Below are 16,907 nucleotides of genomic sequence, written 5' to 3'. Positions count from 1 at the left end.
TTTTTATAACAAGGAATTGTTTATGAGTGTAGAGGTTTTGCAAGCCGCGGATTTTTTTGTTATCCGGGCACCTAGATCAAGTTTGTCTCAACTACGAAAAATACCAACAGAGCCTACGGCCTTAGTCGATTTTCTCGCCAGTTGGTTAGCAAACCCAGCAGTACAAGAAGCCTTATATCTTGCAAGTCCTTCATTGATGGAACGATTGCCTAATTGGCAACTGCAACCACACAGTAAAGCGGCAATTAAAATAACTAACTCCTTATTGAAATATTTTATTCGGTTTAGCTCTAGAGCGACGCCATTTGGGTTATTTGCAGGCGTAGCCTTGGGGCAAGTAGCAAATGAAACGCGCTTACAGTGTGATAGCATGCTGCGAGATAAGCGCCATACCCGCTTTGACATAGCCTATTTAACTGCAATTCGAGCCCAGTTAAGTGAACCAAATGAGGCCGAGAAGTGGCCGGTATTGTGCTATCAAGCAAATCCGACGTTGCAACAACAGAGCGATGGTCTGCATTATATTGAACCGTATTTTTCAGATACTGAGCAAAAATATCGTTTAAGTACCTTGGTATCAGATGAATATTTGCTTGCTATGCTGCAACTGGCGAAGAAGGAAGGGAGCTTTGCTTCGTTACAAGGTGGATTTCAACAACTCTATCCTACGGCGAATACTGCAAGCATACAGGATTATATTAAGCAGTTACTTACTGCCGGTGTGCTGCAAGTCAAATTACCACTAACATTAACTTCTGGCTCCCCAGATCAAACTTTTATTACGGCGTTACAAAGTATGGGCGCTACAGACAGTGCTGATATATTGCAACGAGCTCTCACTCAGTTAAACAGCATGGATAAACAACCTGTTAACCCGCTTAAGCAATATCAAGAAATTTATCATAGCTTGCAAACACTGCCGTATCCTGTAAGCGAGAATCGCCTATTACAGACTGATATTTTGCGCTCATTTTCACAGTGCCAATTAGCACAAGCAGAAGTATCTGCCCTGATGCCTGCATTATTGGCATTATTAGCGATACGAAAACCTTATAAAACACCACTTAATGACTTTAGCCAAAAATTTGAAGCAAGATTTGGTAGCCAGTATGTGCCACTGTTGACCTTATTAGATGACGAAGTTGGTATTTCATTCTCCAGCGATATTGGCTACCACACTTCCTTGTTAGCGGGGTTAAATATCACCAATCGTCACCCCCCCACACAAGATGTTATCGAACCATTGCAACAGACGATTATCGCTGCTCTAAGTGATGTATCCCCAAGCGAAACTGTGCTGAAATTAACAAGTGATTCGTTATTGTCTAAACATGAAAGTGCGACATTAATGGCTAAGTTACCCGCTTCCTTCGCGATTAATTTGTCAGCGTATCAACAAGAGGATGGCCGAGTTATTTACTATTATCATGGTTGCTATGGTCCTTCTGCAGCGAATTTACTCGGACGTTTCTGTCATTTATCAACAGATATGCTGCAACAGGTCAAACAACATTTATCTCAAGAAGAAGCGCATTCTCCAGAAGTCCTTTTTGCAGAAGTACTACATATGCCCGAGGGGCGTCCAGGCAATGTCATCGCTAGACCGACATTAAGAGCCTATGAGATTGTTTTTCTTGCTGACAGTCACTTAGCAAATGAGTGGCAAATCCCAATCAGCGATCTATTGGTCTATCAAGAAAATAACGTGTTATGTTTATGGTCACAGCGACTACAAAAAAGAATAATTCCCCGTTTATCCTCTGCCCATAATTTCAGTGATCGTAGTTTAGGGATTTATCGGTTTTTATGCTCACTTCAACATCAAAACTTACAAATGCCTCACTTCTCCTTACCTGATAGCCTGCATAAAGCAAAACGAGTTCCAAGGATCATGTTAGATAATCTGGTCCTGCAAGAGGCCCACAGCAATATTCCAGTCGCACAATTGAAACGCTTGTGGCAAGAAGGCCAGTTTGTTGAATCCGATTGGCAACAACTGCAGAAAGAATATGGTTTAGAGCGTTATATGAGCTATGCCATAGCCGACCATGTGTTACTGATCGATCTGCAAAATAATATGATGTTCCAAATGTTGTTGGCAGAGGTAAATCATAAAAGCCACATTAGGTTGAATGAAGTGCTCGCGATGAAATACCAACCTTTGCTGCAAGGGCCAGATGGCCCTTATCAACATGAAATAATTGTACCGCTGTCAAATAGTGCAGCAATCCCATACTTAGCACCACTCATAGCGCCATTGACGAGCTCAACCAATGACAAGTGTAGGCAGTTCACGCCTGGCTCAGAATGGCTCAGTGTCAAATTGTATGCAGGGCAAAGTAGTGTGGAGCAACTGTTACTAAAGCAATTGGCACCATGGCTAACACAGATGCAGCAAGATGGTGTGCTCAAGCATTGGTTCTTTATACGCTATGGCGATCCTGATTGGCATCTACGGCTACGATGTTTTGGCGAGCCGGAACGATTATATGGGGAGTTACTACCCGCACTAAATCGCTTATTAGCGCCATCTCTAGCCAGTGCAGGCTTACATCGAATTGAGTTGTTCACTTACATGCAGGAGACAGAACGTTACGGTGGTGAGCATATGATGCCTTTGGCTGAGCACTTTTTCTGTTTGGACAGCCAGTTTGTGTTGCATGCAATATTATTCAGTCAACAAGATGACAGCTTGAGGTGGCGCTTAGCTATTTTAGCGATAGATTTAATTTTAACTCAATTCGATTATTTACCCACCGAGAAATTTACACTGATCGATAATTTGCGGGCAGGTTTTGCACAAGAATTTAAAGAAGACTTAGAGTTACGCCAGCAGATGGGCGATAAATATCGACACTATCAATCACAATTACAACAAGATAGCCAATTATTGGATCGGCAGAACCAAACTATTGAGCCATTTAAACAACAAATTCAGCAGAGTTTACAGCAGTTTTCATCTTCGATTACACCATGTTGTCAGGCAATGTTGGCATTATTTGAGTCCCAACAGGCACAAGGCAGTCGCGATAATTTATTAGGCTCGTTATTACATATGTTTACTAACCGTTTATTCAAGGCTTATGGTCGAGAGCAAGAGTTTGTCGTTTATGACATGTTACGCCGTATCTATCTAAGCAAACGCGCACAACCAGTACGAGGTTTATCGCAATGAGCGATTTATTTCGAAAAGAAGTTGTTGTACAGCAACAGCAAAGATTACAAGGGGAAGTAAGTTTAACCCAGCCAGTTAGTTTTATTGGTTTCACAGTATTGATTAGCACGCTTTTTTTATGTGCATTACTATTTTTGTATTTTAGCGAGTATCAACGCAAAGAACATGTGCAAGGTTCTATCGAGCCAGCCATGATGGCGATTCGTTTGCCCACACCTAAATCAGTCAACGCAGGGCATCTTTTAGTACAAGTTGGCGAGCAAGTGCAGCAGAATCAACCTTTAGTACAACCGCTGAACCTCCCAAATACGATGGGAAAATCATTTTTACTAAAAGCTCCTTTTACAGGAACGGTTACCGAAGTTTTATTGCCGTCTGGAGAGGATATCGGCCCATCAAAACCCTCAATATCGTTATTACCGCAACCAGAAACCTTATTCGCAATTGTATATATACCCTCAAGAGTTATAGGACAACTCACATTGGGGCAGGAGCTACAAATGCGCATAGAGGCACTTCCCTATCAACATTTTAGTGTGCAAACAGCCACTCTAGTTGAGATAGGAAGTCAGCCTATAACCATAAATGAATCGCAACCCTTATCGGAGCCGAGTTATAGAGCCGTTTTAGCATTGACGGAAGACGCAAAAAAATTGCCACTGAGAGCAGGTATGGGATTAGAGGTTAATATTAGCTTCGCGCCACGCAGACTATTGGAGTGGTTGTTTACACCAAATGTTGATGATAAGGGTCAAAACTAATGGCAACACTGCAAGAGAAGCTTAGAACTTGGTCTGCTGGCCGCCGCTTACCCATGATCGTTCAAACTGAGGCCGCAGAATGCGGCTTAGCCTGTGTAGCTATGGTGGCCAGCATGCATGGCTATCAAACTGATTTAAATAGCTTAAGACAACGTTTTTCGCTATCGCTAGAAGGCTGTACCTTACTGGATCTGATGCATATTGCAGAGCAGTTGCAACTCAGTAGCCGCCCACTGAAAATTGAATTAGAAGAATTATCCGACTTAGCTACGCCATGTATCTTGCACTGGGATCTCAATCACTTTGTGGTACTAAAGTCAGTGAACACTCAACACTGTATTATTCATGACCCAGCTTTAGGAGTGCGGCGAATATCCCTAACAGAAGTGTCAAAATCATTTACTGGTATCGCTTTAGAATTGACACCGACAGCTACATTTACTGCAGAACAAGCTAAACAATCACTAACATTCTCATCCTTTTTTTCTAAGATCACTGGTTTAAAGCAATCGTTAGGGTTGTTACTCAGTTTGTCCGTTTTTTTACAGCTGTTTATTTTAGCCTCACCTTATTACATTCAACTCGTGGTAGACGCCGTTATTATCAATAATGATGGTCAGTTGTTATTAGTGTTGGCATTAGGCTTTGCCTTGTTACTATTATTTGATGTTGCCACCAATGCTTTACGCAGCTTAGTGCTACTGAATTTCAGCAGCCAACTTAGTGTGCAGCTAGCCAGTAACCTCTTCCATCACTTAGTGCGGCTACCATTGGCCTATTTTGAAAAACGTCATATGGGGGATCTGGTATCACGATTTGGTTCTTTAAGGCAATTACGGGAACTGCTGACTACCGGCATTATTGAAGCCATCATTGATGGTTTTATGGCGCTAGGAGTTCTATGCATGATCTTCTTTTACAGCCCGTTATTGTCTCTCGTCGTGCTAGTGGCAGTGCTAGCATATTGCGCCTTGAGATTAGCGTTATATCGGTCCTTACGCTTAGCCTCAGAGCAGCAAATTCTAGCTTTAGCAGGTGAACAATCTAACTTTATGGAAACGATCCGAGCAATTCAAACGGTTAAGCTATTTGGTTTTGAAAGTCAGCGAGAAGCGATTTGGCAAAATCACTATGTTAAAGCAACGAACAGGACCATTACGCTCGGGAAATATGAAATTTCGTATCAAATAATGAACAAATTGCTATTTGGTACAGAAAATATTGTAGTGATCTATCTTGCTGCAGAATTAGTAATGGCGGGCAGTTTTACCACAGGAATGTTATTTGCGTTTATTGCCTATAAAGCCCAATTTATGGCGCGTATGAGCAAGTTGATCGAAAAGTTAATTGAATATCGCATGCTGAGTTTACATTTTGAACGGATTGCAGATATTGCCCTAACAGCCAAAGAGCAAACTTATCCACCACAACCAATGCTGCATAAAGTGGCCGGAAATATCTGTCTACAACAGGTTAGTTTTAGTTATAGCTCCGTCGCTGAGCCAGTGCTATACAATTTAGCATTACAAATAAACGCCGGTGAGTCGGTTGCAATTATAGGTCCATCCGGTTGTGGTAAGAGTACCTTAATGAAACTGTTATTAGGGCTATTAACACCAACCGAAGGTGAGATTTTAATCGATGACATACCGTTGGTGAAATTAGGATTAGCTCAATATCGCCAGCAAGTCGCAGCTGTAATGCAAGAAGACCGATTACTCGGTGGGACAATAGAAGATAATATTACTTTTTTTTCGGAAAAGATTGACGTCGAAAAGCTCACTCGTTGTGCACAAATGGCAGCAATACACCAAGATATTTGTCAGATGCCAATGGGCTATAAAAGTTTAATAGGCGATATGGGCTCAGCACTATCCTGTGGGCAAAAACAACGGTTAATTTTGGCGAGAGCGCTGTATCGGGAACCGAAGATTTTATTTATGGATGAAGCAACAAGTCACTTAGACATTGTCACTGAGTCTGTTGTTAATCAAGCGATGAAAAAATTGAATATCACCCGAGTGGTAATCGCCCATCGGCCCGAAACCATTAAAGCTGCAGATAGAGTCATCGATTTAACACAACTTCTACAGCGACCAGCAATTAACAAAGTAAGTTAAATAAAATCAAAATATTGCACCGATGAAATGAATTGTTTATGCACTCTATCGACTTAAGCGTGTCAGAAGGCTACTTTTATAGTAATACCCGTGATTCAGAAAATAACTTGGTCAATTCGATAGTTGAGTTACTTATGACATAACTGACAAGAATAGACCAAACCCAAGATAAGCAAGCACCTAAAAGCTTGTTATTATCAGATAGAGATTCACTCTTCTACGTTAATCACATGAATGAGAGCAATGTATAGATGGGATTAAGACAAATTGCAGACGTAAAAAAGCCAGCTTATTCAGCTGGCTTGGTTACATCTCAATGAGATAATTAGGCGCTTGGCGATGACCTACTCTCACATGGGGAGACCCCACACTACCATCGGCGCGTTTGCGTTTCACTTCTGAGTTCGGGATGGGATCAGGTGGTTCCACAAGGCTATTGTCACCAAGCAAATTCTGTTTATTACCGTGTCCATCTCTGGCTCACGTTAATAATAATTCGGAAAGCTGATTTTCTGTTGAGTCTTTAACTTTATCAAGTATCTGTATTCTGTCTAAGGCTTTTCGTACGACCTCCATGGAAGGAGGAAGTGCTAGAAAATGTCTGGAACATTTTCAGTAAAACCCATCTGGGTTGTATGGTTAAGCCTCTCGAGTCATTAGTACATGTTAGCTCAACGCCTCACAACGCTTACACACCATGCCTATCAACGTCCTAGTCTCGAACGGCTCTTTAGAGGAATTAAATTCCTAGGGATGACTCATCTTAGGGCTCGCTTCCCGCTTAGATGCTTTCAGCGGTTATCGATTCCGAACGTAGCTACCGGGCAATGCCATTGGCATGACAACCCGAACACCAGCGGTTCGTCCACTCCGGTCCTCTCGTACTAGGAGCAGCTCCCTTCAATCATCCAACGCCCACGGCAGATAGGGACCGAACTGTCTCACGACGTTCTGAACCCAGCTCGCGTACCACTTTAAATGGCGAACAGCCATACCCTTGGGACCGACTTCAGCCCCGGGGATGTGATGAGCCGACATCGAGGTGCCAAACACCGCCGTCGATATGAACTCTTGGGCGGTATCAGCCTGTTATCCCCGAGTACCTTTTATCCGTTGAGCGATGGCCCTTCCATTCAGAACCACCGGATCACTATGACCTACTTTTCGTACCTGCTCGACGTGTATGTCTCGCAGTTAAGCTGGCTTATGCCATTGCACTAACCGTACGATGTCCGACCGTACTTAGCCAACCTTCGTGCTCCTCCGTTACTCTTTGGGAGGAGACCGCCCCAGTCAAACTACCCACTGTGCACTGTCCCTAATCCCGATAAGGGACCTAGGTTAGAACATCAAAACTACAAGGGTGGTATTTCAAGGACGACTCCATCATGACTAGCGTCACAACTTCAAAGTCTCCCACCTATCCTACACATGTAGGTTCAATGTTCAGTGCCAAGCTATAGTAAAGGTTCACGGGGTCTTTCCGTCTAGCCGCGGGTATACGGCATCTTCACCGCAATTTCAACTTCACTGAGTCTCGGCTGGAGACAGCGTGGCCATCATTACGCCATTCGTGCAGGTCGGAACTTACCCGACAAGGAATTTCGCTACCTTAGGACCGTTATAGTTACGGCCGCCGTTTACCGGGGCTTCGATCATGAGCTTCTCTTGCGATAACCCAATCAATTAACCTTCCGGCACCGGGCAGGCGTCACACCGTATACTTCCTCTTGCGAGTTTGCACAGTGCTGTGTTTTTGATAAACAGTTGCAGCCACTGGTATCTGCGACTCCCTGTCAGCTTAGAGAGCAAGTCTCATCACCAACAGGAGCGTACCTTCTCCCGAAGTTACGGTACCATTTTGCCTAGTTCCTTCAGCCGAGTTCTCTCAAGCGCCTTGGTATTCTCTACCCGACCACCTGTGTCGGTTTGGGGTACGATTCCCACTAACCTGAAGCTTAGAAGATTTTCCTGGAAGCATGGCATCAACTACTTCAGTCCCTTAGGACCTCGTCATCAGCTCTCAGTGTGTACATTAAAGTACGTGTCCCCGGATTTGCCTAAGAACACCACCTACCACCTTAAACGCGGACTACCAACGCCGCGCTAGCCTAGCCTTCTCCGTCTCTCCATCGCAGTTAGCGGAAGTACAGAAATATTAATCTGTTTCCCATCGATTACGCCTTTCGGCCTCACCTTAGGGGTCGACTCACCCTGCCCCGATTAACGTTGGACAGGAACCCTTGGTCTTTCGGCGAGGGGGTTTTTCACCCCCTTTATCGTTACTCATGTCAGCATTCGCACTTCTGATACCTCCAGCGTGGGTTACCCCTTCACCTTCAACGGCTTACAGAACGCTCCTCTACCGCGCACAGTAAACTGTGCACCCGTAGCTTCGGTGACTAGCTTAGCCCCGTTACATCTTCCGCGCAGGCCGACTCGACTAGTGAGCTATTACGCTTTCTTTAAATGATGGCTGCTTCTAAGCCAACATCCTAGCTGTCTAAGCCTTCCCACATCGTTTCCCACTTAGCTAGTACTTTGGGACCTTAGCTGACGGTCTGGGTTGTTTCCCTTTTGACGACGGACGTTAGCACCCGCCGTCTGTCTCCCGAGTAGTACTCATTGGTATTCGGAGTTTGCAAAGGGTTGGTAAGTCGGGATGACCCCCTAGCCTTAACAGTGCTCTACCCCCAATGGTATTCGCTCGAGGCGCTACCTAAATAGCTTTCGAGGAGAACCAGATATCTCCCGGTTTGATTGGCCTTTCACCCCCCAGCCACAAGTCATCCGCTAATTTTTTCAACATTAGTCGGTTCGGTCCTCCAGTTGATGTTACTCAACCTTCAACCTGCCCATGGCTAGATCACCGGGTTTCGGGTCTACACCTTGCAACTAAACGCGCAGTTAACACTCGGTTTCCCTACGGCTCCGCTATTCGCTTAACCTCGCTACAAAATGTAAGTCGCTGACCCATTATACAAAAGGTACGCAGTCACGGTCTCAAGAACCGCTCCCACTGCTTGTACGTATACGGTTTCAGGTTCTATTTCACTCCCCCTCACAGGGGTTCTTTTCGCCTTTCCCTCACGGTACTGGTTCACTATCGGTCAGTCAGGAGTATTTAGCCTTGGAGGATGGTCCCCCCATATTCAAACAGGATGTCACGTGTCCCGCCTTACTCGTTTTCATCAATGGTTAGTTTTCATGTACGGGGCTATCACCCTGTGCCGCTGCGCTTTCCAACGCATTCCACTAACACCCCACTGACTTAAGGGCTAATCCCCGTTCGCTCGCCGCTACTAGGGGAATCTCGGTTGATTTCTTTTCCTAAGGGTACTTAGATGTTTCAGTTCCCCTCGTTCGCCTCGCAACACTATGTATTCATGTTGCGATAACAGCTTATGCTGCTGGGTTCCCCCATTCGGACATCGTTAGCTCAAATGCTTGTTACTAGCTCGCCAACGCTTTTCGCAAGTTACTACGTCCTTCATCGCCTCTGACTGCCAAGGCATCCACCGTATACGCTTAGTCGCTTAACCATACAACCCAAATGAGTTTCACTCACCTGAGTCGCATTGCGACCAGCTTGGTTTTACTTGTCTCACTTCTGACCAAAGAAGTGGACGCGCCTTAGACGTAAACTATTCAATAAAGAATAATTTACTTTTGAATATTCAAGACACTTAATAAAGTGTTTGAGAACTCATGTTCAATGCTTTCGCATTAAACGTTTTGTAATTAATCACATGACAGACTCATGCAATTAAATACTATCAGCTTTCCAAATTGTTAAAGAGCGGGCTTAAAAAAGCCAAAGATAATTTTTTAGTTTATCTTTGGCATCTCTATCCATAGTGCATATGCCTTATTACTTTTCAATAAAGTCAGAATAAGGTGTAAATGGTGGAGCTATGCGGGATCGAACCGCAGACCTCCTGCGTGCAAGGCAGGCGCTCTCCCAGCTGAGCTATAGCCCCATTTACATGCAGTGCGAGTAAGTAAGATGTTCCAAACCTCTAAAAGGATTGGTTTGCCAATCATTTCTTATCAAGGCGGACAGTGGCGACGTTTAGTTCACTAAACGAGTCACTTTCCAACGCTGAGAAGGAAGGATTGGTGGGTCAGAGTGGACTTGAACCACCGACCTCACCCTTATCAGGGGTGCGCTCTAACCAGCTGAGCTACAGACCCATCTTTGATAAACCTATTTAACTAGGTCTATCTTTTACTCTTTCTTCTATCAAGCAAATCTGTGTGAACACTCAACAAACATTAAGTTAGTCGTATAGGTAAGGAGGTGATCCAGCCCCAGGTTCCCCTAGGGCTACCTTGTTACGACTTCACCCCAGTCATGAACCACAAAGTGGTGAGCGCCCCCCCGAAGGTTAAGCTACCCACTTCTTTTGCAGCCCACTCCCATGGTGTGACGGGCGGTGTGTACAAGGCCCGGGAACGTATTCACCGTGGCATTCTGATCCACGATTACTAGCGATTCCGACTTCATGGAGTCGAGTTGCAGACTCCAATCCGGACTACGACGAGCTTTGTGAGATTAGCTCCACCTCGCGGCTTTGCAACCCTCTGTACTCGCCATTGTAGCACGTGTGTAGCCCTACTCGTAAGGGCCATGATGACTTGACGTCGTCCCCACCTTCCTCCGGTTTATCACCGGCAGTCTCCCTAGAGTTCCCACCATTACGTGCTGGCAAATAAGGATAGGGGTTGCGCTCGTTGCGGGACTTAACCCAACATTTCACAACACGAGCTGACGACAGCCATGCAGCACCTGTCTCAGAGTTCCCGAAGGCACTAAGCTATCTCTAGCGAATTCTCTGGATGTCAAGAGTAGGTAAGGTTCTTCGCGTTGCATCGAATTAAACCACATGCTCCACCGCTTGTGCGGGCCCCCGTCAATTCATTTGAGTTTTAACCTTGCGGCCGTACTCCCCAGGCGGTCTACTTAATGCGTTAGCTTGAGAGCCCAGTGTTCAAGACACCAAACTCCGAGTAGACATCGTTTACGGCGTGGACTACCAGGGTATCTAATCCTGTTTGCTCCCCACGCTTTCGTGCATGAGCGTCAGTCTTTGTCCAGGGGGCCGCCTTCGCCACCGGTATTCCTCCAGATCTCTACGCATTTCACCGCTACACCTGGAATTCTACCCCCCTCTACAAGACTCTAGTTCGCCAGTTCGAAATGCTATTCCTAGGTTGAGCCCAGGGCTTTCACATCTCGCTTAACAAACCGCCTGCGCACGCTTTACGCCCAGTAATTCCGATTAACGCTCGGACCCTCCGTATTACCGCGGCTGCTGGCACGGAGTTAGCCGGTCCTTCTTCTGTAGGTAACGTCACAGATGAGCCGTATTAAGACTCACCCTTTCCTCCCTACTGAAAGTGCTTTACAACCCGAAGGCCTTCTTCACACACGCGGCATGGCTGCATCAGGGTTTCCCCCATTGTGCAATATTCCCCACTGCTGCCTCCCGTAGGAGTCTGGGCCGTGTCTCAGTCCCAGTGTGGCTGATCATCCTCTCAGAACAGCTAGGGATCGTCGCCTTGGTGAGCCATTACCTCACCAACTAGCTAATCCCACCTAGGTTCATCCAATCGCGGAAGGCCCGAAGGTCCCCTCCTTTCCCCCGTAGGGCGTATGCGGTATTAGCAGTCGTTTCCAACTGTTATCCCCCTCGACTGGGCAGATCCCTAGGCATTACTCACCCGTCCGCCGCTCGCCACCTCAGGAGTAAACTCCCTTGCGCTGCCGCTCGACTTGCATGTGTTAGGCCTGCCGCCAGCGTTCAATCTGAGCCATGATCAAACTCTTCAATTAAAGTTTTGTTGCTTCTGTCTTACGACTTCAGCGGCTCAATGAATTCTGATTTTTTGTTTCTAACTAAAGAAACAAACTGTACATATTACTATGAACACTCATTGTTACATTGATTTAAATTTTTGACTGCCAACCCGAAGGCTAAGCAGTTTCGATTAACTCAACACCTGTGAGTGTCCACACAGATTTGCTTGATAAATTGTTAAAGAGCATGGTTATCAGCTTATTCAGCGTTTAACCCTTGACCCCGCTGGGTCAGTGGATGCGCATTATAGGGATGTCAGATTTTACCGCAACCCCTTTGGCGCGAATAATTACGAAAAACGATTCAAGCGCACACTTTTTAAACTAAAAGTGTGTTTTAACGCCAATATTATCGAATCTATGCTGAATTAAGGGCAAAGATGAGATTAATCCAGCGCTAGAAATGACAAGAGCCAACCTATTGGTTAGCTCTTTATCTCATGCGAGATAGCTTTACTTCTGATTTCTATCCAATAAGAGCAACAACTGGCACCGCTTATATCGCAACCTTGGTTGACGAATCAGCTCATGATGAACTGATTATAAGTAGTAGAACTCCAACTAACCCACGCTTTTTAAGTAAGACGGCACATCGGCAATACTGTCGAGTACCACAGTGGCATCACTGTCATCAGCAATAACCTTACCACTGCGCACTAATATACGAGTAGTCACGCCCGCCGCTTTCGCAGCCTGCATATCTTCGGCTTTGTCGCCAACCATGACTGAGTGTGCTAAGTCGATTTTTAAGAATTGCGCCGCATCATTAAGCATACCCGGCTTAGGTTTGCGGCAATCACAATCGACCTTATATTCCCCTATGCCTTTCTCGGCATGATGCGGGCAATAGTAAATACCATCGAGCTCCACCCCTTTATCGGCAAAGTTCCAATCCATCCACTCCGTTAAGCTGTGGAATTGGTCTTCAGTGTACATCCCACGGGCAATACCAGATTGATTAGTAACAACAACTAACTTGTAGCCCATTTCCTTTAAAGAGAGGCAAGATTCAAACACACCGTCAATATATTCGAAGTCATCCACTAGGTGGACATAACCATGGTCTTTGTTAATCACACCATCACGGTCTAAAAATACTGCTCGACTCACTGTAATACTCCCAAATCGCCTAAGGCGTTATCGCGCTATTATTCCATTCATTATCAGAAATTGCACCGCTGAAGTTATGCTTTTAGTGCTAAATTGCGCGTTAGTGATATTTCGTGACTGTACAGGCAAATCTCTATGCACAGCTTGTGTCTATGCGAGATAGCAATTGTCCCACCAAATTAGAGTCCAAAAAATCCAGCAGTGAAATGTGTAATTGCACTGTTTTAATCAAAATACTCAATCGAAGAAGCTGAACAGCGTTTTTACAAATAATTGCCACCGTTGCCATCGAAGCCACTCGCAAGTAATGCGCTTCAAATCGTAAGAGAAAACCACAAAAAAACCCGTCTTTTGGGCATTGTTAGTCTCTTAGATGCTGCACTCAATCAAGCATTTCCCTTTATTTGTGGTGTTTTTAACGGTAATCTTGGGCAAATAACGAGAAAATACCCGAAATAGACGGAAATAATGAGTCGAACTACGCCTATCGTCCACAAAACCCGCACCCAGTTAGTTGTGGAAGTGCTCAGAGAGAGAATTCTTTCAGGTGACATAGCCGCAGGAGAACCCCTCAGACAAAGTGCCTTGGCTGAAGCGTTAAATGTCAGCCGTATTCCGGTAAGAGAAGCATTATTGCAACTCGAAGCTGAAGGACTCGTTAAGTTTGAGCCCCATAAAGGTGCGACTGCGACCGTTTTATCCGTCGAACAAGTCACCGAACTCTTTGAATTACGTGCAATGATCGAAACCGATCTGCTTGCGAAAGCGATCCCACGACTTCAAGAGGCTGATTTAGAAAAAGCAGAACGTGTACTCGAACAATTGGAGTCGGCCTTCAAACATGAAGATGCCGTCGCCAGTTGGAGCGAGTTGAATACGCAATTTCACACTTGCTTATATCAGGCGGCTAATCGCCCACACACCCTTGAGGTTGTTCACGGCCTCAATACTAATTGTGATAGATACATTCGTTTGCAGTTATTGCTCGCGGGGGGAATTCCTGCCGCAGAGCATGAGCACAGGGCTTTGCTCAACCACTGCAAACTGAGAGAAACAGAAAAAGCGACGGCGCTACTGCGTCATCATATTCTGCATGCCGCAATGACAATTCGAGATCTCGTCGCCAAACAGGTGGTCTAGATCACGGACGGCCATTAGAGTTGCCGATAAGCTTTGTTGTCGATTCAAGGCAGCGCTCAGGTTCTGCCTTTTTTATTTGAGAGAAACCACCATGCAGTACGCCACTATCACTGGTTGGGGCAAATGTGTTCCACCAGCCACGCTGACCAACGATGATCTTGCGACCTTTATCGAGACATCCGACGAATGGATTAAATCTCGCACAGGGATCAGCCAGCGCCATATCAGTCATGTAAATACCTCTGAACTTGCTTCAGTTGCAGCACAACGTGCGCTCGCAGCAGCAGGTATTGATGGCAGTGAAATCGACATGATCATTCTTGCCAGTGCCAGCCCAGACACTTTGATCCCAAATATTGCATCCACTGTACAAGCTAATATTGGCGCCAGTTGTGCAGCATTCGATATCAATGCTGCCTGCAGTGGCTTCTTATATGGCTTAGGTTTAGCCAGCTCACAAATCAAGAGTGGCCAGAGCAAGAAAGTATTAGTCATTGGTGCTGAACGTTTATCTTTCTATTTAGATTGGTCGCGCCGCGAAACTGCAGTGCTATTTGGTGATGGTGCGGGTGCCGTTGTGGTTGAAGCGACAGATGTTGCCGGTGGCGTGCTCGGTTATGAGCTAAATAACGATCCTGAAGGTCGTGATATTCTGAAAGCAGGCTTTGGCACGGCGATGGACAGATTCTCAGCCGACTCATTGGACTTTTTCATTGAATTCGATGGCCAAGAAATCTTCAAGCGTGCGATTAACGGAATGAATAAATTGAGCACTAAAGTGCTTGAAAAATGTGGTGTTGATAAGGATGAAGTGGATCTCGTGATCCCGCATCAAGCCAACGAACGTATTATTGATACCTTAGTTAGCCGAATGAAAATCCCGAAAGAAAAAGCCTTCGTGAACATCGCTAATTATGGCAATACCTCGGCGGCGACGATTCCAATTGCCATTTGTGATGCGTTAGAACAAGGCATTATCAAGCCGAATCAAACCATACTCTCTTGTGCCTTTGGCGCAGGCTTAACCTCTGCCGCACTCTTGCTGCAATGGGGAAATCGCGTCACACCTATCAATATCAGTGATGCCGAGTTACCGCCTTGTGATAAAACAGGCATAGAGTTAGTTAAACGCGCTGTAGATTATTTTTGTAAGCCGTAAACGGTTTCTGCAAAACGATAACATAGTGTTTCACTAAAACAAAAAGCCATCTTAATCGATGGCTTTTTTAGTATATGACTACAGAGCTTATTCATTCAGCTTGCTAATGATCATCTCATCCCAATAGATAGCTTGATTAAAATGTTCGGCGAGTTTTTGATTTAACTCGTTAAAGCCTTTAATCACGCCTTCGCTGCCACTAATACAAGACCAGACAAATCGATGGCAATTATTGTCGAATAAATCATATTCCCGATACTGATAAATCGCCTGTTCAGCACGGGGCAACACAGACTCGGCAATAAGAGGCTGATGTTGGTGATTACAGGCAAGATAGATTTGGCTACCGGTCCGTCCCGCTAAAAAACGCTTTACCGATACAGCCCGCACCAACCCTGAGCCATGTAACTCTACGAGGCAATTATCACCAAGCCAAATGCCAGTATGCTCAATCACACCAAAAACATAACAACAGACGATACTCCCAGGAATTGGCGATACTTGTTTTAATCCCTTTTGCCATTGACTCGGCGGTGCCACCATAGCGCGATTGGCAACGGGGGACTTAGGAGCCTTACCGAGTAATCTGTCACGCTCAAGCTGTTGACGCTGCTCGCGCTCATCGGCCAGCAAAACAGCACCGATTACGGCACCACCCACCCAAAGTAAAGGTAACGGCATCATATTCTCCTACACACTCAACTTAGTAGAGTGAAGTACAAGTTGGTTGGATTGCCAAGTTAACGGCAGGTTGAATTTGAACAGAGAATTAAATGTCAACTGAGTTTAGCTTGTCAGTGATTAACCTAAGATGAAATCAAAGTGAAATCAAAGTGAAACCAATCCATCTCAAATGAATTCACTCACCACAAAGAGTGATTTTAGTTAACACTGACTAAGTCGATTTTTGCAGTAAATCAGCCACGGTAAGCTTTGCCGCACCGCCCATAGCAGCCATTTGCGCGAGTAATAATTCTCCACAAGCTAAGGCATCGGTCAGCGCGCTATGGGCCGTATAAATGGGTAAACCATAACGCTCGCGACAAGCGCCAAGGCGCAAACTCCCCTCTTTAATCACTGAGTGCTCCCGTAGTAAACGGTGTTTTTCAATCATTAAAGTATCAATTGTAGGTAAAACAAGGGCTTGATGATAAATCGTCAATAAATCCTGCTGTAAAAAACGACAATCTAAAGGAGCATGATGTGCCACCAGCACACGGCCATAGGTTTGATTGATAAACCAGCCCATAGCTTCCTCAATGGTGACAGCTTGTACCAAATGATTATCAAGAATGCCGTGGATCGTCGCGCTTTGGCCTACGCTGCCGCGAATTTGCACTAACTTTTGCTCGGCGCGTACCAACGGGATCTCACCGCGCTCAATCGGCACCAATCCAATGCTGAGAATTTGATCTTGCTGCGGATTGAGCCCTGTCATCTCCAAATCCATCGCCGTTAACGGCGCTTCGGATAACGGCATTGCCAGCAGAGGCAACAGCGACTGATAATAGCCTTTAAATAAATGATGTTGGCAACGCAGCGCCCGCCAATTGAGCTGAGTTTTCAGCAACAATGTATTCAT

8 protein-coding genes, 2 tRNA genes and 3 rRNA genes are annotated in these 16,907 nt (G+C 45.3%); 5 read left to right on the top strand and 8 right to left on the bottom strand.

From position 1 onward, the window contains the following. Positions 1-22 precede the first annotated feature (22 nt). Genes HQQ92_RS07085 through HQQ92_RS07075 form a run of 3 tightly spaced genes read left to right on the top strand, consistent with a single transcriptional unit; the run spans position 23 to position 6,056 of the window. Positions 23-3,175: a lantibiotic dehydratase gene (locus HQQ92_RS07085; RefSeq protein ID WP_173244186.1), complete on the top strand. Its 3,153-nt coding sequence runs from the start codon at positions 23-25 to the stop codon at positions 3,173-3,175. Beyond that, positions 3,172-3,936: an HlyD family efflux transporter periplasmic adaptor subunit gene (locus HQQ92_RS07080; RefSeq protein WP_173244183.1), complete on the top strand. Its 765-nt coding sequence runs from the start codon at positions 3,172-3,174 to the stop codon at positions 3,934-3,936. The genes HQQ92_RS07085 and HQQ92_RS07080 overlap by 4 nt, the downstream gene beginning before the upstream one ends. Beyond that, positions 3,936-6,056, top strand: a complete 2,121-nt coding sequence (locus tag HQQ92_RS07075) for a peptidase domain-containing ABC transporter (protein ID WP_254306306.1) — start codon at positions 3,936-3,938, stop codon at positions 6,054-6,056. The genes HQQ92_RS07080 and HQQ92_RS07075 overlap by 1 nt, the downstream gene beginning before the upstream one ends. Positions 6,057-6,387: 331 nt before the next feature. On the opposite strand, the gene rrf is transcribed toward HQQ92_RS07075, so the two are convergent. The 6 genes from rrf to gmhB form a co-directional block, all read right to left on the bottom strand. Continuing rightward, positions 6,388-6,503 (bottom strand): 5S ribosomal RNA (gene rrf / locus HQQ92_RS07070). A 188-nt stretch (positions 6,504-6,691) separates the two neighbouring features. After that, positions 6,692-9,598: ribosomal RNA gene (locus HQQ92_RS07065) — 23S ribosomal RNA — on the bottom strand. Between the two features lie 362 nt (positions 9,599-9,960). After that, positions 9,961-10,036: transfer RNA gene (locus HQQ92_RS07060), tRNA-Ala, on the bottom strand. Positions 10,037-10,173: 137 nt separating this feature from the next. Next, a tRNA-Ile gene (locus HQQ92_RS07055) sits at positions 10,174-10,250 on the bottom strand. A 99-nt stretch (positions 10,251-10,349) separates the two neighbouring features. After that, positions 10,350-11,892: ribosomal RNA gene (locus HQQ92_RS07050) — 16S ribosomal RNA — on the bottom strand. Together the 16S, 23S and 5S rRNA genes with 2 tRNA genes alongside form the textbook arrangement of a ribosomal RNA operon. Positions 11,893-12,477: 585 nt before the next feature. After that, the gene (gmhB, locus tag HQQ92_RS07045; protein ID WP_028760949.1) at positions 12,478-13,026 is read right to left on the bottom strand and encodes a D-glycero-beta-D-manno-heptose 1,7-bisphosphate 7-phosphatase; all 549 of its coding nucleotides are present in this window, start codon (positions 13,024-13,026) and stop codon (positions 12,478-12,480) included. Between the two features lie 468 nt (positions 13,027-13,494). Between gmhB and HQQ92_RS07040 the strand changes: the two genes are divergently transcribed. Continuing rightward, positions 13,495-14,166 (top strand): GntR family transcriptional regulator, encoded by a 672-nt coding sequence (locus HQQ92_RS07040; RefSeq protein ID WP_028760950.1) that lies wholly within the window; start codon positions 13,495-13,497, stop codon positions 14,164-14,166. Positions 14,167-14,257: 91 nt separating this feature from the next. Then, entirely contained in the window at positions 14,258-15,325 is a 1,068-nt protein-coding gene (locus HQQ92_RS07035; protein WP_028760951.1) for a ketoacyl-ACP synthase III, read from the top strand. A gap of 87 nt (positions 15,326-15,412) precedes the next feature. On the opposite strand, the gene HQQ92_RS07030 is transcribed toward HQQ92_RS07035, so the two are convergent. Together HQQ92_RS07030 and HQQ92_RS07025 are read right to left on the bottom strand one after the other, a co-directional pair. After that, positions 15,413-16,006, bottom strand: coding sequence for a lecithin retinol acyltransferase family protein (locus HQQ92_RS07030; RefSeq protein WP_173244179.1), 594 nt, complete (start codon positions 16,004-16,006; stop codon positions 15,413-15,415). A 214-nt stretch (positions 16,007-16,220) separates the two neighbouring features. Continuing rightward, complete coding sequence (locus HQQ92_RS07025) at positions 16,221-16,907, bottom strand: exonuclease domain-containing protein (RefSeq protein ID WP_173244176.1); 687 nt, start codon at positions 16,905-16,907, stop codon at positions 16,221-16,223.

Source organism: Shewanella sp. DC2-4 (genome assembly GCF_013248875.1).
Lineage (GTDB): Bacteria > Pseudomonadota > Gammaproteobacteria > Enterobacterales > Shewanellaceae > Shewanella > Shewanella oncorhynchi.
This window is presented reverse-complemented; position numbering and strand designations above follow the sequence as displayed.